Annotated in this window: 18 protein-coding genes; 9 read left to right on the top strand and 9 right to left on the bottom strand. The window is 64.3% G+C overall.

Going from position 1 to position 18956, the window contains the following annotated elements; translation table 11 throughout:
- Window positions 1–8: 8 nt before the first annotated feature.
- Both ACOCG7_RS12780 and ACOCG7_RS12775 read right to left on the bottom strand, forming a co-directional pair.
- Window positions 9–722, bottom strand: coding sequence for an HAD-IA family hydrolase (locus ACOCG7_RS12780; protein ID WP_083081401.1), 714 nt, complete (start codon window positions 720–722; stop codon window positions 9–11).
- A 108-nt stretch (window positions 723–830) separates the two neighbouring features.
- A complete protein-coding gene (locus tag ACOCG7_RS12775; RefSeq protein ID WP_073428852.1) occupies window positions 831–1907 on the bottom strand; it encodes an ABC transporter ATP-binding protein in 1077 nt (358 codons plus the stop codon).
- A gap of 101 nt (window positions 1908–2008) precedes the next feature.
- Here ACOCG7_RS12775 and ACOCG7_RS12770 point away from each other — a divergent pair, with 101 nt between their 5' ends.
- The gene (locus ACOCG7_RS12770; protein ID WP_073428851.1) at window positions 2009–2983 is read left to right on the top strand and encodes a LysR family transcriptional regulator; all 975 of its coding nucleotides are present in this window, start codon (window positions 2009–2011) and stop codon (window positions 2981–2983) included.
- A 118-nt stretch (window positions 2984–3101) separates the two neighbouring features.
- Here ACOCG7_RS12770 and ACOCG7_RS12765 read toward each other — a convergent pair whose 3' ends face one another.
- On the bottom strand, window positions 3102–3488 hold the full coding sequence (locus tag ACOCG7_RS12765) for an RcnB family protein (RefSeq protein WP_421375700.1): 387 nt from the start codon (window positions 3486–3488) through the stop codon (window positions 3102–3104).
- 166 nt (window positions 3489–3654) lie between these two features.
- Here ACOCG7_RS12765 and ACOCG7_RS12760 point away from each other — a divergent pair, with 166 nt between their 5' ends.
- Window positions 3655–4233 (top strand): GNAT family N-acetyltransferase, encoded by a 579-nt coding sequence (locus ACOCG7_RS12760; protein ID WP_073428849.1) that lies wholly within the window; start codon window positions 3655–3657, stop codon window positions 4231–4233.
- On the opposite strand, the gene ACOCG7_RS12755 is transcribed toward ACOCG7_RS12760, so the two are convergent.
- From ACOCG7_RS12755 to ACOCG7_RS12745, 3 genes are all read right to left on the bottom strand, one after another.
- Window positions 4223–5221, bottom strand: coding sequence for an NADP-dependent oxidoreductase (locus ACOCG7_RS12755; protein WP_073428848.1), 999 nt, complete (start codon window positions 5219–5221; stop codon window positions 4223–4225). The two genes, ACOCG7_RS12760 and ACOCG7_RS12755, sit on opposite strands and share 11 nt — an antisense overlap.
- 76 nt (window positions 5222–5297) lie before the next feature.
- Window positions 5298–6107 carry an oxidoreductase gene (locus tag ACOCG7_RS12750; RefSeq protein ID WP_073428847.1) on the bottom strand — a complete coding sequence of 270 codons (810 nt, stop codon included), beginning with the start codon at window positions 6105–6107 and terminating at the stop codon, window positions 5298–5300.
- Window positions 6108–6235: 128 nt separating this feature from the next.
- A complete protein-coding gene (locus ACOCG7_RS12745; protein ID WP_073428846.1) occupies window positions 6236–6844 on the bottom strand; it encodes a TetR/AcrR family transcriptional regulator in 609 nt (202 codons plus the stop codon).
- A 130-nt stretch (window positions 6845–6974) separates the two neighbouring features.
- On the opposite strand from ACOCG7_RS12745, the gene ACOCG7_RS12740 reads away from it, so the two are divergent.
- The 7 genes from ACOCG7_RS12740 to ACOCG7_RS12710 all read left to right on the top strand — a co-directional run bounded on the left by ACOCG7_RS12740 (window position 6975) and on the right by ACOCG7_RS12710 (window position 13354).
- Complete coding sequence (locus ACOCG7_RS12740; RefSeq protein ID WP_073428845.1) at window positions 6975–7370, top strand: hypothetical protein; 396 nt, start codon at window positions 6975–6977, stop codon at window positions 7368–7370.
- A gap of 172 nt (window positions 7371–7542) precedes the next feature.
- Window positions 7543–8034 carry a hypothetical protein gene (locus ACOCG7_RS12735; RefSeq protein WP_318268165.1) on the top strand — a complete coding sequence of 164 codons (492 nt, stop codon included), beginning with the start codon at window positions 7543–7545 and terminating at the stop codon, window positions 8032–8034.
- 301 nt (window positions 8035–8335) lie between these two features.
- Window positions 8336–8722, top strand: a complete 387-nt coding sequence (locus tag ACOCG7_RS12730; protein WP_073428990.1) for a VOC family protein — start codon at window positions 8336–8338, stop codon at window positions 8720–8722.
- Window positions 8723–8845: 123 nt separating this feature from the next.
- Window positions 8846–9250, top strand: coding sequence for a DUF1801 domain-containing protein (locus ACOCG7_RS12725; protein WP_073428844.1), 405 nt, complete (start codon window positions 8846–8848; stop codon window positions 9248–9250).
- Window positions 9251–9574: 324 nt separating this feature from the next.
- A complete protein-coding gene (locus ACOCG7_RS12720; protein WP_073428843.1) occupies window positions 9575–11050 on the top strand; it encodes an esterase-like activity of phytase family protein in 1476 nt (491 codons plus the stop codon).
- Window positions 11051–11446: 396 nt separating this feature from the next.
- Complete coding sequence (locus ACOCG7_RS12715; RefSeq protein ID WP_073428989.1) at window positions 11447–12100, top strand: peroxiredoxin; 654 nt, start codon at window positions 11447–11449, stop codon at window positions 12098–12100.
- A gap of 243 nt (window positions 12101–12343) precedes the next feature.
- The gene (locus ACOCG7_RS12710) at window positions 12344–13354 is read left to right on the top strand and encodes an ABC transporter substrate-binding protein (protein WP_083081395.1); all 1011 of its coding nucleotides are present in this window, start codon (window positions 12344–12346) and stop codon (window positions 13352–13354) included.
- Window positions 13355–13439: 85 nt separating this feature from the next.
- Here ACOCG7_RS12710 and ACOCG7_RS12705 read toward each other — a convergent pair whose 3' ends face one another.
- The 3 genes from ACOCG7_RS12705 to ACOCG7_RS12695 form a co-directional block, all read right to left on the bottom strand.
- Window positions 13440–16427, bottom strand: coding sequence for a winged helix-turn-helix domain-containing protein (locus tag ACOCG7_RS12705; RefSeq protein ID WP_083081393.1), 2988 nt, complete (start codon window positions 16425–16427; stop codon window positions 13440–13442).
- Window positions 16428–16683: 256 nt separating this feature from the next.
- Window positions 16684–17598, bottom strand: a complete 915-nt coding sequence (locus ACOCG7_RS12700; protein WP_083081391.1) for a helix-turn-helix transcriptional regulator — start codon at window positions 17596–17598, stop codon at window positions 16684–16686.
- Between the two features lie 241 nt (window positions 17599–17839).
- A complete protein-coding gene (locus ACOCG7_RS12695; protein WP_083082953.1) occupies window positions 17840–18661 on the bottom strand; it encodes an alpha/beta fold hydrolase in 822 nt (273 codons plus the stop codon).
- Window positions 18662–18956 lie beyond the last annotated feature (295 nt).

Genomic DNA, 18956 nt, shown 5'->3' with positions numbered 1-18956 from the left:
GCATGGCGTTACGCGGCGAGGCGCGCTTCGGCTTCGACGGCGTCCGCGAGCGCGGCGAGCGTCGCGAACCTGAACGTCGGCGTGGTGACGGCCTCGGGCACCGGCGTCGCGCCGAAGCCCTTGCTGCCCTGACGGCGCTCGATCCAGCAGGTCGCGTAGCCGAGCTGCGTGGCGACGCCGATATCGTGGTACTGGCTCTGCGCGGTGTGCAGGATTTCGCTGAACTTGTAGCCGAAGGCCGCCTGGCGGCCGCGGTTGTACGCGAAGAACTGCGGGTCCGGCTTGGCGACGCCGGTTTCGTCGCAGCACACGGTGTCGTCGAACGGATCGCCGAGCGTGTGCGCATACGCCGACAATGCGACGCGGTCCGCGTTCGTCATCGCGACGAGGCGGTAGTGCTTGCGCAAGCGCTTGAGCGCCGCGACCGAATCCGCGAACGCGGGCCATTCGAGCACGTCGCGCTGGAACGCGGCGGCCGATTGCGGGTCGTCGGGCAAATTGAGTTCCTTCGCCAGCGACAGATACACGTTCGCCATTTCGTGGCTCGAACGTCCGGGGAACGCCGCGCGGCCGCGCATGTACGGCTCGAAGATCTGATCGTCGCTGAGGTCCTTCGCCGCCGCGCCGCCGAGGCGCCGCACGGAGGCGAGCACGCCGCGCTCGAAGTCGATGAGTGTGCCGACGACGTCGAACGTCAGGACCTTGAAATCGGTGAGCTTCATGAAATCATCCTTTTGCGGTTTGCTGTGATGCGGAGAGGGAAAGGCCCGCGCACGGGCGGCTGGAAAGGTTGGATTGGCGCATAAGCGTGCAGGCGTGTAGGCGTTGGTTCAGGCGGGCACCACGATCGTGTCTTGCGGATCGAGCGTGACGCTCATGTGCGCGCCCGGCTGCGGAATGCGGCGGCGCGCATCGTGGCCGCCCGGCTGCCGGAGACTGATGGCGGTGCCGTCGGCGAGCGCCGCGAACACACGCAGGCTTTCGCCTTGATAAAGCACCTCGGTGACGCGGCACGACAGGCGGTTCACGCCGTCGCGCGCGTCGCCGTTGTCGATCACGAGCTTTTCGGTTTGCACCGCGAGCAGCAGCTTGTCGCCGCGCGGCAGCGGGTGCGCGGTGCGCAGCACCGTCTCGCCGAGGCGCACGGCGTCGTCGCCCGCGCGCGTGACGTCGAGCAGCGTCGCCTCGCCGATGAAACTCGCGACGAACGCATCGCACGGACGGTCATAGAGCCGCTCGGGCGTATCAATCTGCACGAGCCGGCCGTTCTTCAGCACCGCGACGCGGTCGCTCATCGTGAGCGCCTCGCGCTGGTCGTGCGTCACGTAGACGATCGTCGCGCCGAGCTTGCGATGCAGCCGCCGCAATTCGATCTGCATGGTTTCGCGCAGTTGCTTGTCGAGCGCGGAAAGCGGCTCGTCCATCAGGATCAGTTGCGGCTCGAACACCATCGCGCGGGCGAGCGCCACGCGCTGGCGCTGGCCGCCCGAAAGCTGGCCGATGCCGCGGTTCTCGTAGCCGGAGAGTTCGACCATCGCGAGGGCGTCGGCCACTTTCCTCGCCCATGTGTTTTTCGGCTGACGGCGCGCGCGCAGCGGAAACGCGACGTTCTCGCCGACGCTCATGTGCGGAAACAGCGCGTAGTTCTGAAACACGATGCCGATGTCGCGTTTATGCGGCGGCGCAAATGTAATGTCGCGCTCGCCGACCCAGACCGCCCCCGAGCTCGGCTGCACGAAGCCGCCGAGAATGCCGAGCAGCGTGGTCTTGCCCGAGCCCGAGGGGCCCAGCAGCGAGACGAATTCGCCGGGGGCGATCTCCAGCGAAACGTCGTCGAGGGCCACTACCGGGCCATAACGCTTCGCTGCCGATCGGATCGAAACACCTGTTTTCGCTCGTGCGTCCATTGCGTTCTGTCTCGCTGAAGAAGCCTGCGTTAGGGAAAATATAGGCCGCGTCTATTTTGGCGGCAATTCCCAAATTGTTGGAGAAGGCATAACATGAGGTCATGCCTAACCTGCGTAAAAAACTGCCGAGCGCCAATGCGCTGTTCGTGTTCGAAGCCGCCGCCCGCTGCGGCAACTTCACGCGCGCGGCACAGGAACTGTATGTCAGCCAGCCCGCGGTGAGCCGAATGCTCGCGCGCATGGAGGACCATCTCGGCGTGCGCCTGTTCGAGCGCGTGCGCGGCGGCATCGAGCTGACCGAGAACGGCAGGATTCTTTACCGGAAAATTTCCGAGGGCTTCAACGGCATAGAAGGCGCGATCCGCGAGATCGAGGCGAGGGCGACCGGCGTGGAGTCGGTCACGTTGTCCGTCTCCACGGCCTTCACCACGCACTGGCTGATGCCGCGCATGAACCGGCTGAACCAGGCGTTTCCGAACGTCGATCTGCGCTTTCAACTGATTTCAGGGCGCATCGGCGGGCCGCTCATCGACGTCGATCTCGGCATGCGCTTTCTGCGCGAGGACGAGATCGGCGAGAACAGCGTGCTCGTGATGCCGGAGACGCTGCTGCCGGTGTGCAACCATCGCTACCATGAGACGGCGTCGACCGAGGCGGGCCGCGAGCACGGCGATACGGTGATCGTGATGGACGACGGCGAGCGCGGCTGGCATGAGCGCTTCGGCGAGTTCGCGGCGCACGGGCGGCATCCGGCGAGCATGCTGAGCTTCAACGATTACGCGATCGTCGTGCAGGCCGCGTTGCTCGGGCAGGGTGTGGCGCTAGGCTGGCTCAACGTGGTGTCGCACTGGCTGCTGGAAGGCGCGCTGTTGCCGGCCGAAGAACAGGTGATCGTCACCAACCGGCGCTGCTGCCTGGTGTGGCCGGAGGGCCGGCCGTTGCGGCCGGTCGCGGCGGAGGTGCGCGACTGGATCATCGGCGAGACGCGCGCCGACGTGCGCGCGGTGGATAGCCGATATCCGAAGCTCGGGTTGCGCGGGTTGCTGGGTGACGCGGGGCTCGCGATCGGGTCTTGATGCGGGCCGCGTGGTTCGATTCCGCGCCGCGCCGAAGAAGCGGCGGCGGCGCGGCTGGCAGATGAGGTGAGGTGAGGCGAGTTGCGGTAGGCCGCGGCGGGCCTACCGATGCGCTAGATCACGGGCCGACCCGCAGAATCACGCCGGACGAAATCTGCACCATCAGATAGTCGCCGCCAATGCCGACCCACGAATAGCCGCGTGGAGGCGGAGCAAGGTGGTAGTCGCGCCAGTTGTCGATCACGTACTGGCGATCGCGGTATTCCGGAGGCAGGCGATCGCCCTTGCGCCAGTGCCCGGGCGCGTTCGCCGAATTGCCTGGACCGTCGGCGCCGTGTCCGGGCGGCGCGTCTTTCGGGCCGTGCCCCTTCGATCCATGACCATGATCGCCTTTACCCGAGTTGCCGTGGCCGGACTTGTCGTGCGGCGGTTGTGCGCTCGCGAGCGACGATGCCAGCATGCCCGTGACTATCAGCGACGCGAGAAGCATGCGCGATTTCTTCATTGCTTATCTCCTGTTAGGTGGTTGCCCGACGGCCCAGGCATGAAGCAGCATCCCGGCGACAGTCATCGGACCTCAGAAGCACTGGGTCAGGGGCATGATAGCGAACTGTCGGGGATTGATCTACTTGTGTTGGGTGAGGGTGGACACATTGCAAAGGAGCCAATGAGTGGCCGAAATATCGAGTAATGCCTTGAAAGATGGCCTGACTTCCGCGCGCTTGAAACTCGTGCGGGCGGAAGCCGCGTTCGCGCCGGAGCTTCGTGATTACTCCCTTCGCAATCGCGAGCACTTGCAGCCTTGGGAGCCCGCACGCCCGGATTCCTTTTTCGAACTCGAGGCCGTCAAGAACCGACTGGGCGCGATGAGTCGTGACAATGCCTTGGGCAATGCCGTTCATTGGTTGCTAACGCGTAGGGACTCGGCGGAAGTGATCGGCGAATGCCACTTCACGAATATCGTCCGTGGTCCATTCCAGGCATGTCATCTCGGCTTTTCTCTCGCGAAACATGCGCAAGGTCAAGGGCTGATGCAAGAAGCCCTTACGGTAGCGATACCGCATGTGTTCAATGACGTCGGATTGCATCGCATCATGGCGAACTATCGGCCTGAGAACATACGCAGCGGGCAATTGCTGAAGCGGCTAGGGTTCGAACGCGAGGGACTCGCGCGAGCGTATCTGAAGATCAACGGCGCGTGGGCCGACCATGTACTCACGTCGCTGATCAACCCGAGTGCTACATCTTGACGACCACCTTTCCCTTCACGCGTCCTCTCTCGACATAAGCCAGCGCCTCGTTGGTCGACTCGAACGGGAAAACCCGATCGATCACGGGCTTTATCGCACCTGCGTCGACGAGCGCGGCGATCTGACCGAGTTGCTCCCCATTCGCACGCATGAAAAGAAACGAATAGCTGACGTGATGACGTTTCGCCGCCTTTCTAATGCGGTAGCTCAGAAAGCGCATCGCCGTTTTCAGGAACAACGAGGCACCTATCTCTTTGGCGAAATCAGGATCAGGCGGACCCGCGATTCCAATGAGTTTGCCCCCCGGCTTGAGCACTCGCAGCGACTTCTCGAGCGTGTTTCCGCCTTGTGTGTCCAGCACCACGTCGTAGTCTTTCAGAATGGCCGCAAAGTCGTCTTTCTTGTAATCGATGACGACATCCGCGCCGAGTTGCTTCAACCACTCGGCATTCGCCGCGCTCGCCGTCGTTGCGACAGTCGCGCCCACATGCTTCGCCAGTTGAATCGCGAAGGTGCCGACGCCGCCCGAGCCCGCATGGATGAGTACTTTCTGCCCTTTCGCGAGTTGGCCTTTTTCGATCAGCGCCTGCCAGGCGGTCAATCCCACCAAGGGCATTGAAGCCGCTTCTTCCATGCTGAGTGACGTGGGCTTGAGCGCCACGCCGTCTTCCTTGACCGCGATGAATTCCGCGAAAGTGCCGATGCGGTCCTTATGCGGTCGCGCAAAGACTTCATCGCCCGGCTTGAATCGCCGCACGTGCGGTCCGACGCGGACCACCACTCCCGCCAGGTCGTGGCCTAAAATCAATGGCAAACGATAAGGCAGGAGGAGCTTGAATTCCCCGTCTCTGATCTTCGAATCGAGCGGGTTCACGCCGGCGGCGTGAATCTGGATCAATACGTCGTCCTCGCGCAGTTCGGGAACCGGCATATCGCCGGCCCGTACGCCATTCTTGCGTCCATATCGATCGACGACGAATGCCTTCATCACAGTTCCTTATTGCTCATTGCATCACATTGTTTCGCGGGTTGCGGCTTTAAAACGGGAGAGACAGTCACGCGGCCTACGTTGCCAGCCGCAAATCCTTGCGAACGCCGGCGTCCACCAGGCCTGCAGGCGCGAACCTGCGTAGCAATTGCAGACGGCCGGCGAGTCCGCCGGCCGTATAGCGCAGCTTCGGGCGAGCCGCGCTGGCGGCCCGCAGTACGGTTTCGGCCACGACCTCGGGACCGTCGGCATTCTCGACCACCTCTTTCACCCGCTTGTCGACGGCCGAGCGCACCTCGCGATATTCGTCGAGCGGGGCGTCGGGCGCCATGAAGTTCGCGTCGAAGGCCGTCTTGACGTAGGCGGGCTCGATGACCGAAACCCGAATGCCCTTGGTACGCAACTCGTGGTCGAGCGACTCCGAGTAACCCGCGACCGCGTGCTTGGTGGCGGAATACAGCGCCATATAGGGCATCGGCAGAAAACCCAGCACGGAGCCGATGTTGATGATGCGGCCGCTGCCGTGTCGGCGCATATGGGGCACCACGGCGCGCGTCATGCGGACGATCCCGAAGAAGTTCGTATCGAAGATCGCTCGGGCCTGATCGATCGAACTCTCTTCCGCGGCGGCCGGGGCGACGCCGAAGCCCGCGTTGTTCACCAGCAGGTCGATGCGGCCGTGCAGGCGCAGGACTTCGCTGACCGCCGCTTCCACCGATTCCTCGCTCGTCACGTCGAGCGGCAGCATCTCGAAGGTCCGTTGGCCGCCTTGCGCACCGCGCCGGCTCGTGCCGTAGACCGTGTATCCGGCCTGCGCGAGCCGCTCGGCCGTGGCTTCGCCGATTCCCGACGACGCGCCGGTAACGAGCGCTATTCTGGTTTCCATGATGTTCTTCCGATAGTGAGCGATGTGAGCGATGTCCGATACGTGGGCGGCGGGGCTTTCATCCTGCCATTTGTATGATTGTCATCATATTTCAGGTGCAGCGAAAACCGGCGCCGGGCCGGGCGGATTCACACATCAGTGGGCGCGAGTTTTTTCAATGCGGTTTCAAGAAAACTATCCGTGAGCTTCGGATCGTCGACGGCGCGCGCCAGCATCAGGGTGCCGACCATCGTGGCGACCGTCATCAGCGCCTGTTCGTGTGCGCCCGGTTGGCCCCAGTCGGGCAATTGGCGCGCGACGACATCGATCATTTCCTTGATGCGGCGGGTGGCCGCGCGCCGCACGACGGGCGCCTGGCGCGGCATCTCCGAGCCGAGCGCGGAGACCGGACAGCCCGTTTCCACGCTTTGGCAATGCTCTTTCGACAGATACGCGCGCACGATCGCCGGCAACGCCTGGTCGGGCGCCACGGAGGCCGCGATATGTTCGGATATGGCCACGGCTTCGGCGCCGGCGCGGTCGGCCGCTTCGGCAAGCAGCACTTCGCGCGACGGAAAGTGGGCATAAAAGCCGCCATGCGTCAGGCCGGCCTCCTTCATGATGTCGGCCACGCCCGTGCCGGCGTAGCCGCTGCGCCGGATCGCGCGGGCGGCCACCTCGACGATGCGCTCGTGTGTGAGTTCCTTGCGGCTGGCGGTATTCCGCTTGACTGGGGGCTTCTTCATGATGGTCATCATATACTAGTTTCGACACCTGCGTTTTTTCCGCGCGACGGCCGGCGCTCAAGCCAACGCTTCGGCAGGGCTGCCGGCTGGTCGCGATGACTTTACAATCCTGCGCTTAGATCCACAAAACGGGAACCGCGCCATGAAGTCCATCATCGCATCGTCGCTTATCGCAGGCATCGCCGCGATGAGCGCGCACGCGAACGCCGAAACGTCGACCGGCAATGAAACGCCGAAACAGCAGTGCGCGATTGCCTACGTGACCGGCATTGGCGGGACGGCGCAAAGCCTTCGCGAATACCTGTCGAGTTCGAACCGGTATCGCTATCTGGCCGAGAATCCGATTCAGTGCAAACTCTCCGATGAGGGCCGCGCGTCCGGCTGCGTCGGCGTCACCAGCCTTCGGCACGAGAGGGTGAGCGTGTACGACGACAGCGACGACGCGACAATGACCGTGGTGGCGCGCGTGGAACTGGACAGGGGAACGTATCCGGTGATCATCGTCGTGCCGAGGCAAGACGTGAAGTGCGAGGAGTGAATGCGCGGAGCGGCCGCGGCCGCCGTTCATCCAATCGCTCAATCGTTCAATGGTCAGAGGCCGATCGTTAGCGCAATGCCGGCGCGAAACCGCGATCGACAAGCAGTCCAAGGAGGGAAAACCCGTGTCCAGGACATCCGCATCCACGCTGTTTCCGGTCTTCGAGCGCGCGGTGATCAGCCTGTATGACGGCGGCGTGCTGTCGCCCGCGGTGCTTGAGCGTGTGATTGGCGCGTTCGCCCAGACCGACATCGACTGGCGCACGACCCCGACCGCGCGCTCCGTCGACGGCCGCACGCTGCGCGACATCGTTGCTCAGACGATGCTTCCGGGCGATGCGCCAAAATCGGCGTCGAGTTCGTTTGCGGCCGTGATCGGGCACATCGCCGGAGCAAAAGTATCCGAGGACGACACGCAGGCAACCTCAGAAGAGCGTGAACCGTCGCGCGGCAAACCAAAGAAATCGGCTCGATCAGACGAAGCCGGGAGCAGCGACGAGGACAGCGACAACAACGACGCAAGTTCGGAAGAACTACTCGCCCAATTGTCGGGTAACGCGCCAAGGGGTAAGCGTAAGGCCGAGGGCAAGGCCAAGGCCGCCGCCGACTCGACCCGCTTCAACCCGCTTCTGAACGCGGCGCTGCCGCACAAAAAGAAAGACTGACGGCGCGCCCTTCGCGGCATCGCAACGGCGGTTCCGCACCCCCGCGCTAACCCATGCGAGCGCAGACCGCGCATCATCCGCGCGTTCGCCGGAACATTCGTGAATGTGAGCAACCGAAGCCGCTACGGTCTCCGTTTCTCGTCGAAGCCGCGGCTTCATGCGGGCTTCACGACCCATCGGCGCATGCGCTCAATGCGAGTTGTTGAATGCGAGCTTCCGCTTATATTCTGACGTCATCGGCGCTGGCATAGGGCCGCCGCCAATGAACGAGAGACCGATGATGACCGCCTTTATCGACAGCATGAAACTCAACCACTTGAGCTTCCCCTCAGCCGACACCCCCGCGACCGCCAGGTTCTTTGAACAGCACCTGGGTTTCACTATCGCGGGAACCTGGGACCAATCGTACATTCTCAAGCGCCCCGGCTTCGACGTGGTGATCGATCACGCGAGCGGCGATGCGCCGGCATGGCCCAAGGCTTTCCATGTCGGCTTCGAATTGCCGAGCCTCGATGCCGTTCACGCGTTGTATGAGCGCTTCAAGACGGAGGGTGTCGAGATGGAGACCGAAGTCTTCAACAATGGCCGCGGTTCGCGCTTCTTTTGCCGCGCGCCGGGCGGCGTGATGTTCGAAATCAACACGCGCCGCGACGCCGCGCCGGAATATCGCGGCACATTCGACGACTGAAAAATGATCCATGCGTAGCTGAAGCGCTGGGGCCGGGGACATTCAGCGCGCGTGCTCGCAAGCGGTGTCGCCGGCGTATTACTATCGTGGTCCCATGACACGGATTTCGAGGTGAGAAGAACCATGAACCCATCGGAACGCATCGACCAGATGATCGCGGAACTCACGGACTGGCGCGGCGAAACGTTTGCCGGCATCCGCAAGAGCATTCTCCAGGCCGACCCGCAGATCATCGAGGAATGGAAGTGGATGGGAAGCCCGGTATGGTCCCGCGACGGCATGATCGCGGTCGCCAACGCGCATAAAGGCAAGGTGAAGCTGACCTTTGCCCACGGTGCGAATCTTCCCGATCCCGACCAACTCTTCAACGCGGGACTCGAAGGCAACGCGAGACGCGCAATCGACTTTTTCGAGGGCGACAAGATCAATGCGCGCGCGCTGAAAAATCTCGTGCGCGCCGCTATCGATTTCAATCACACCAGCTTGAAGAAGAACGCGCCTGCTCGGGCCAAAAGTGCGCAAAAGTGAAAGACCCGAAGCAATGGCCGATTGAATCGGCCATTGCCGCACGCACGTTTCGTCAGCCTGCTGATATGTCCGTTCACCACGCCCGCGCAAAGCGGTGATTCGCCGATTCGGCTCGACCGGTTCGCGCCGCTGGCCCGGTCACGCATAACGGTCATTATTCAGTCACAAACCTCACGCACTATTACCGCCGGCCTTCAACGGCCCACCGAGCTGCGCGCTGGCCCTCCCTGACCACCCCCGAAGATCCACGCGAGCCACGCACGCATGGGCGACGCTTAGCGCCAGACACGTCCAAAACAAGCATTCCCTTCAAGGAACATCATCGTGTCTCGTTCAAGACTTCTTGCCCTGACGGCGATCGCCTCGTCGCTCCTGTTCGCCACGGCGGCGCATGCAGCCGTGGACCTCATCGCGGTCGGTCAGTTGAGCGGCTTGAGCGGCGATTTGTCGAAGGAAACGGCGGCGCCGCTGGAGAACGGCGCGGCGGGCAATCTGCTGGGCGGCCTGGGTTCGGGCATCGCCTACGCGGGATGCCATACGTTTGTCGCGGTGCCGGACCGCGGCCCGAATGCCGTGCCGTACAACGCGGCCATCGACGACACCGCGTCGTACATCAACCGCTTTCAGACCTTGCGCCTGCGCCTGAAACCGGGTGCGGCGGGCGCTGCGCTGCCGTACACGCTGACGCCGAAACTCATCGGCACGACGCTGCTTCACGCGTCTGAAACGCTCGTCTACGGAACGGGCGCCGCGGCCGGCGTGCCCAACGGCGCGCCCGCGCTGAACCGCCGCAACCGCACTCACTACTTCACCGGCCGCTCCGACAACTTCGACCCGACGCGCCTGTCGACCAACGATCTCGACGCACGCTTCGATCCCGAAAGCGTGCGTGTGAGCAGCGACGGCGAAAGCGTCTTTATCTCCGACGAATACGGTCCCTACGTCTATCGCTTCGATCGCCGCAGCGGCCGCCGCACCGATAGCTACAAGCTGCCCGATACGTTCGCGGTGTCGACGCTCGCCGCCGTCGGCAGCGACGAAATCTCGCAGAACACTTCGGGCCGCGTGGCGAACAAGGGGATGGAAGGTCTCGCGATCTCGCCGGACGGCAAGACGCTGTTCGGCGCGATGCAAAGCCCGCTGATTCAGGACGGCGGCACCAGTGGCGGGTATACGCGCATCGTCAGGATTGATTTACGCAGCGGCAAGACCACGCAGTTTGCCTATCCGCTGACGAACATCGGTACGGCGGCGAAGCCGAAGTATCCGACCATCAGCGACGTGGTGGCCGTCAACGACCATGAATTGCTGGTCGACGAGCGCGACGGCAAGGGACTCGGCGACAACTCCACGGCGGCCTTCAAGAAGGTGTTTCACATCGACCTGACAGGCGCGCAGGACGTGAGCAACGCGAGCAGCGAGGCCGGTCTCGCGCCGTATGCGGTGCGCAAAGCCTTGTTCCTCGACGTGGTCGCGTCGTTGACCGCGCACGGCTACAACGCGAACGACATTCCGGCGAAACTGGAAGGCCTGGCGTTCGGCCCCGACGTGGTGGTCGGCGGCGTGAAGAAGCACACGCTGTTCATCGCCAACGATAACGACTTCCTCGGCACGGTCACCGATACGAATCATCCGGCCGGCATCGCGAACCCGAACCAGTTCTTCGTGTTCGCATGGGATGCGAGCGAGTTGCCCGCCTACGTGCCGCAGACGCTGCCGGGCGCGGACGACGATCGTCGCGGCGACGGTCATGGTCATTCGGCTCAGGCTTGCGGTCGCGACGGCGACGACGAGCGTTGAGCCAGGGCACGGCAAGCGCCCCGGCGTTTTGCCGCGCGCCGGTTTTCCGCAAGGCTGAAGCCAGCGCCACGCATCGTCGATGAGCGGATCCGTCACCATAATGGCGGTTCCGCTCTGCATAACAGCCGCGATATCCGTCCTTTTTGTTCTACGCTATAAGCGCGACGCGCAGCGCGTCCTGGCGTTCGTCCCGAGGTTCGGCCGAGGTTCGTCACACCCCGCGGCGGGTTTCTTTCAGGGAGCCGCCGCACGCGCTGCGCCCGCTAACGGGCTCCTGCGCCATGCCGTTCGATTAGCGGGAGCCCGATCGTCAGTCAGGCTGCTCGCCTGATTGCCAACCAACCAGCCGGGGCCGCCGACGGTGTACCCCGGCAGCACGCTTCATGGAGGATGACGATGTCGATTCGACTAGGCGAAGAAGCTCCGGATTTCACCGCGGAAACCACCGAAGGGACGATCCATTTTCACGAATGGATCGGCGACCATTGGGCGATCCTGTTTTCTCATCCTAAGGATTTCACGCCGGTTTGCACCACCGAACTCGGATACATGGCCCGGCTGAAGCCGGAATTCGATAAGCGCAACACGAAGATCATCGGTCTTAGCATCGATCCCGTCAGCGATCACGAGAAATGGGTCAAGGATATCGAGGAGACGCAGGGTCACGCGATCAACTACCCGCTGATCGGCGACGCCGACCTGAGCGTCGCGAAGGCCTACGACATGATCCATCCGAGTGCGAGCGGCGGCCCGCGCACCGCCGTGGATAACGCAACGGTGCGCTCGGTGTTTCTGATCGGCCCCGACAAGAAGGTCAAGGCGATGCTCGTGTATCCGATGAGCGCGGGCCGCAATTTCGACGAAGTGCTGCGTCTGCTCGATGCGCTGCAGCTCAACGCGAAACACACGGTGGCGACGCCGGTGAACTGGAAACCGGGGGAGGACGTCATCATCCCGACCTCCGTTTCGAACGACGACGCAGCGAAGAAATACCCGCAAGGCTTCAAGACGGTGAAGCCGTATCTGCGTTACGTCGAGCAGCCGAAGTGAAACCGGCGCGCGTTAGCGCACCTCGCGGTTAAGACGAAGCGCCGTTCTCCACAGTGGCGGCGCGGCCACCGGCGCCAGGCCTTCCCGGCCTGGCGCCCCAATACGGCCGGACCATGCCCGCTCGGCGAACGCCCGCGGCATCCAGAGCCAAATAGCGGTTCGAGATAACGTTATCGGAATCGAATCATTCTCAAGGCCCGCTTCGCTCGTTACGCTTGGCGAACTATTGCAAAGCGAGGGCGTATGGCCGCTTCTGTTCCCACATCGTTTTCCACGCGACGGCGCACGCTGAAGCTATTAGGCGCGGCGCCCGCACTGAGCGTCTTCGCCGTGACCGGCGCGTTGCACGCGCACGGCGCGCAGGCCGCCGAAGCCGCCGCCACTTCCATCACGCTCGTTCTCGGCGACCAGGCCGGCGGCACGCGCGCGCTGGCGGAAGCGGCGAAAGTGCTCGACGGCGCGCCCTACGCTTTTCGCTGGGCCAACTTCCAGGGCGCCGCGCCGCTCTTCGAAGCGCAACGCGCGGGCGCGGTCGATCTCGCGCCGGCGGGCGACTTGCCGGTGCTCGCGGCGGCGGTGGGCGATCCGAGCTTGAAGATCGTCGCGACGCGCGTGGGCTCCGGCGCGCAACTCGGCATTCTGGTCGCGGCGGATTCGAAGATTCGCACGGTCGCGGATCTGAAGGGGCGCACCGTGTTCGTCTCCTCGGCGCGCGGCAGCATTTCGCAGTTTCAGTTATACGGCGCGCTGGCTGAAGCGGGGCTCTCGAAAGAAGACGTCAGCGTGCGTTTCATCTTGCCGGTCGATGCATTTGCCGCGTTCGCATCGGGATCGATTGAAGCATGGGCGACGTTCGATCCGTACTACGGCATCGCGGTGCAACGCGGCGCGCGGATTTTGCGCGACGGCACCGGCATCAACAGCGGTCTCGGTTTCATCACCGCCTCCGGGGCCGCGCTCGCGGACACGCGCAAACGCGCGGCGATCGCGGACGTCCTGCTCAGGCTGCAACGCGCGGGCGATTGGGCGCTGGCGAACCCCGACGCCTACGCGCAAATCTACGCGACGCTGACGCGCTCGCCGCTCGATGCCGCGAAGCGGATCACGCAACGCGCGTCGCTGAAACAGCACTTCATCACCGAGGCGGATATTGCCGCGCTGCAAAAGGTGGCGGACAGCGCGAACCGCGACGCGATCCTGCCGCGCCGCATCGACGTGCGCGCGATTGCGGACACGCACATCGCGAACGTGTGAACTGTGGCTGAGCGCGTTCGCGTTCACGCGCCGGGTGTGGCCGGTTGCACGTGAGCCGGCCGGCGAGCGCAACGGCCACCGCTATCTAGCCGGCGCTAGCGGGAGCCGCCAAAGCCGCGCGCGTGTCGAGCGGCGGCATGGTGTCGAACGCCGCCCGGCGAAGCGGTTTGCCTGAGCGCGAGCGCAGCGTCCCGATGGTCTCGAACAACGCATCGACGTCGGCGCTGCCGGATGCCGCGTCGAAACAGAGCGCGATTCGTTCGAGCAGTTCAAGCGCCGCCTCGGTTCGGCCTTCGTCGCGCAGCAGCGCGGCGAGCGCCATCGAGGCGCGCAGTTCCCACATCCTCGCGCCCTGCGTGCGGGACAGTTCGATCGCCTTCGCGAAGCATGCCGACGCGTCACTGCGCCGCGCGTTGGACGCATTCCCCGCATAGGCCTGCGCGCGCGCTTCGGCGTGTGCCGCAAGCCCCAGCACGCGCCAGATTTCCGGCAGGAAAATCAGCTCGCCGTTGCTTTCGCAGAATGCCAGCGCTTCGTTCAATCGGCTGCGGGCTTCGTGGATCTGCCCGGCCGTGACGAGCGCCTCGGCGTAGGCGACGATGAACAGCGTGATCAAACGCCGGAAGCCGCGCGCGATCAACGCGTCGAGCGCCTGCGCGAGAACCGGCAGCGCCCGCTGCGCGTGTCCGTCGAGAATGTCGCGATACGCGGACAGGCAGTCGCAGTAATCCAGCCACACCTCGGAGCGATGCAGCGCGGCTTGCGAGCGCATGATCTCCAGATAGGCCGCGCCGCCGCTCAGATCGCCCGACAACAACGCCAGCGGCGCCGCCGCCGCGCCGAGCACATGCGTGAGCGACGGTTCCATCGTATGGGGGCGCACCAGGCTCACGAGTTGATCGACGAGCGCCAGGGCCTCGCCGACATTCCCTTCGAGCCACGCGATTCGCGCGAGCGTGCCGTTGCAATAGACGAGCGGATCGACGGCGAAGCTGCCCACCCGCTGCGCTTTGCCGTCGAGCGAGACGATACGTTGCCTGACGTCGAGCAGCGCCTGCCGGGCTTCGCCATGCCGGCCGAGACAATGCAGCGAAATGGCCACCAGTTGATCCGCCAGGATCTGTTGCCACGGGTTCTCTTGTGCTTGTGCTTGTGCCTGCGTGAATTGCTGGAACCGCTTCGCGTACTTCATCGATTCGTGGATGTTTCCGCCGGACATCATCGTGTTCCAGAGGCCCCATAGCGCGCGGGCATGAAACGCTTCGTCGCCGCACGCCAGCGCGAGCGCGAGCACGTCGCGCCACAATTCCGCCGACCGCCCAACCGCGCCGTGAATGTAGGGCAAGGCCGACGCCAACGCCGCGCGCACGCGCATTTCGCTGACGGCGGCGACCGATGCGGCGGGGAGCTTGTCGAGCGCGTCGACCGCTTGCCCGGTGCGCGCGCAGCACTCCGCGATCATGCCGGCGTCGAGCAGCGCGCCGGCCAGATTTGACGCGAGTTCGACGCCGAGCCGCACGTCGCCCTCCGGGGAGAACGCCCAATCCAGGGCGCTGCACGCGTCGTCGAGCGAATGCTGGAAAACCGCCGCGTGATCGGCGGCGCTCGAGTCGGTGCTGGTCGCCGCGCCGGCAGCCGTCCGCGCCGGGCGAGCCTGCAAGCAGCAGGCGAGATAGCGCGCATGGCGCGCGGCCAGATCCTGCCGCTCGCCTTCCGCCTGGAGCTTTTCGAGCGCATAGGCGCGCGTCGATTCGGAGAGGCGATACCGCGCCACCGGACCGTCGAATTCGACATTCACCAGCGATTTGGCGAGCAGTTCGCTGATGCCGTTGATCGCGCTCGCGACCGTCAAGCCGGCGTCGCACACGACCGCGCACATGGCCTCGAACGTGAACAGGCCGCCGAACACCGCGATTCGTCTGAACAGCGACTGCGCGCCGGCGTCGAGCAGCGCGAAGCTCCAGTCGAAGGTCGCGCGCAAGGTTTGATGGCGCGGCAGCGCGGTCCGATAGCCGCCCGCGAGAATCGCCATGCGATCGTCCAGCCGCTGATACACGCCTTCCACGCCGAGCGCCACGACGCGGGCCGCGGCCAGTTCGAGCGCGAGCGGAATGCCGTCGAGCCGCCGGCATATCTCGCCGACCAGCCGCAGTTCCGCACGCTCCGCGCCCACCTTGCGTTGCAACGAGTTGGCGCGCAGCAGAAACAGATTCACGGCCGACTGCTGCAAGATCTCCGCGTCGCTCGAATCCGGTTGCGGCACGTCGAGCGGGTCCACCCGGAAAATCGCTTCGGGCATGATGCGCAGCGGCTCCCTGCTCGTGACGAGCACGCGCAGCGAAGCGCATTCCGCGACCAGCGCCTCGACGACTTCCGCCACCTCGTCCACCAGGTGCTCGGCGTTGTCGAGCACCAGCAGCCGGCGTTTTTGCGCGAGCGCGGCGGCCATTTGTGCAACACCCGGCGTGACCCCCGGCGCGGCGTCTGCCCCAGCCAGGCCGCAGCCTTCGGCGATGGCGGCGAGCACGCCGCCGTGCGCGGTGAGCGCGGCGAGTTCCACGAAGCACACTTCGACGAAGTCCGCGGCGGCGTGACGGGCCGCTTCGATCGCGAGACTGGTTTTGCCGATGCCGCCGGCGCCCACCAGCGTCAGCACGTGCGCGTGCGCGAGCATCGCGCGGATTTGCCGAACCGCCGCCTCGCGGCCCACCAGGTGCGTCTTGGGCGGCGGCAACGGGCACGCGGCAGGCGCGGGCGCGAAGGATTGCCCGGGCGCCGACCGGTTCGATCGGCGCACCAGTTGATAACCGCGGCCGGGCACGGTGAGAATCAGATCGCGGTCCGCGCCGAGTATTTTTCGCAGCGCGGAGAGGTGTACCTGAATGTTGTTTTCTTCGACTATGGTGTTGGGCCAGACCGCGTTCATCAACTCGTCTTTCGTAACGAGGCGCCCGCCCGCCGATGCGACCACCGCGAGGATATCGAACGCACGGGAGCCGAGATGCACCGGTTCGCCGTCCTTGCGCAACGTGCGCATCTCCAGATCGATGTGAAAGCGGCCTAATTCGATCATGTCGTTTTCAGGTTCCGGGCAATGAGCGTGATAAGGCAACGGTGCGGCTCGATCGTGGCGTCACCCGCCTTTGCATGATTTCCATCCGGCGAGGCGCGCTCGAACGGCCATCGTCGACGTGATCGAAAGTACCTTGGCGAATCGCGCGTGTCTTGTCGGTTAGTGCGATGCTTTGTATGAAAGTCCATTGGCATGAAACAACGGCGGCGCTCGATCGTTCAATCGGCGCCGGCTCGACGCATGCGTTGCAAGCGGGTCAGTTGCAGGCTTGCCGGCGCCACGCGCCGGGCGGCACGCCGACCCATTGCGAGAATATTCGCGTGAAATGACTCTGATCGGAGAAGCCGCAGGCGATGGCGATTTCCGACAGGGAATAGTCCGAATGCTTCAGCAGGTCGCGGGCGCGGTCGATACGCCGTTCGAGCAGCCATTGATGCGGCGTGCGATGCGTGGTCTCGCGAAACGCGCGAATGAAGTAGCTGCGTGACAGATTGCACGCGCTTGCGATTTCCTCGATCGAAACGTTGCCTTGCGACTTTGCGAGCAGCATGTCCTTGGCGCGTGCTTCCTGCAAACTGGAGAGGCGGCGGCTTTTCTTCTCCGATTGCGGCGGCGCGTTGCCGTACCGATCGAGCAGATGGGTTCCGATGGTGACGCCCAATTGTTCGACGAAGAGCGGGCTGGCCTCGCTCTGCCGGTCGAGCGTGAGCGCCAGCACCTGGGCGAGATGGCCGAGCACCGGGTCCTTGTGCCCGGCCAGCGGCGCGAGCCGCGGCACGCTCGCGCCGCTTCGCTCATAGCAGGCGTTCGCCATGAAAGCGCGCGACAGTTCGATCAGCACGAAATCGAAGCCGCTTTGCAAGTCGGCTTTATAGTCGTCCGCGAAGTCGCGAATGTAGATGCTGTCCTGTTCGAAGTCGTGCGAGGTCCAGCGGTGGCCCGAGAAAATACGCCGGCGATGCCCGGTTTTCAGCGACACGCCAATCAGAAAGCCGCGCTCCGAACCGTGCATGGCAACGGCGCTGGCCTTGTTGTCGCGCGTGCATTTGCGATGGAACCTGAACTCGCCGGTGTCGAGTTCGAGATCGCGGTACAGGTGGCTCGACAGGCAGCCGAGCGAGTCCTTCGGGCGTGCGGCCGTGGCGGCGGATGTCTGAGTATCGTCAAGCATGGATCGTCACCTCGATTCGTCGCGCAGCGGTCCCGCTACCTCGGTAATTTATCCGAAAATAACGAAATGTAATTACTCGTCATTATGGCTTACCGGTCGCAATCGGTCGAATGACGAGTTCAATCTCCAACGCACGCGCGGCGCGTTTTTCCGGCGAGCCAGGTTCGCCAGGAAAACGCGCCGCGCATGGGCAACGAGCGTTGCCCCGATTCATCCCGGGATCAGCGCCCGGGCTTCGGCATCAGCTTTGCAAGAACTCCAGCAGATCGGCGTTGACCTTATCCGCCAGCGTCGTGCACATGCCGTGCGGCGCGCCCGGATAAACCTTCAGCGTGGCGTTCTTCACCAGCTTCGCCGAGAGGCGCGCCGAGTCGTCGATCGGCACGATCTGGTCGTCGTCGCCGTGCAGGATCAGCGTGGGGACGTCGATCTTCTTCAGGTCGGCGGTGTAGTCCACCTCGGAGAACTGCTTCACGCATTCGTACTGGCCGAGTATCGAGCCGAGCATGCCTTCGCGCCAGAACTCGTCGATCGTGCCTTGCGAGGTCTTCGCGTTGGGCCGGTTGAAGCCGTAGAACGGCATGGCCAGGTCCTTGTAGAACTGCGAGCGGTTCGCCGCCACGTTCGCGCGAATGCCGTCGAACACGGACATCGGCAGGCCGTTCGGGTTGCTCTCGGTCTTGACCATGATCGGCGGCACGGCGCCGATCAGCACGGCCTTGGCGACCCGCGAGGTGCCGTGGCGGCCGATGTAATGCGCGACTTCGCCGCCGCCCGTCGAATGGCCGACGAGCGTCGCGCCCTTCAGGTCGAGCGCGTTGATCACCGCGGCCAGGTCGTCGGCGTAGGTATCCATGTCGTTGCCGTGGGACGGCTGATCGGAGCGGCCGTGGCCGCGGCGGTCGTGGGCGATGACCCGATAGCCCTTCTGCACGAGGAAGAGCATTTGCGCGTCCCACGCGTCGGCGTCGAGCGGCCAGCCGTGCGAGAACACCACGGGCTTGCCGGCGCCCCAGTCCTTGAAGAAGATCCGCGTGCCGTCTTTTGTGGTTACCGTGTTCATCGTGTGTCGCTCTCCATGCTGTGAGTGGGATGCACTGCCTGCGTGCGGATTGCCGCCGGCCGCCGCGGCGGCCATCGCGACGCCCGGCGCGGCCATGGCGGCGACTGCCGCGCCGGCCGCGCCAGCGCCCGCAACCAGCAGTTGCCGACGATTCGCCGAGGGGATTGCGGATGGGTTAGCCAAATTTCTCTCCAGTCTTGACGTTGATGAATCGCTGTTCTTGACGATGCATGATGCGACATCGCAGGTTTCAATCGTAAGACTGCGCGCACTGTATTGAACTTCAGATTGCTTA

The sequence above is a fragment of the Paraburkholderia sp. DD10 genome, assembly GCF_049177125.1.
Classification (GTDB): Bacteria; Pseudomonadota; Gammaproteobacteria; order Burkholderiales; family Burkholderiaceae; genus Paraburkholderia; species Paraburkholderia terricola.
This window is presented reverse-complemented; position numbering and strand designations above follow the sequence as displayed.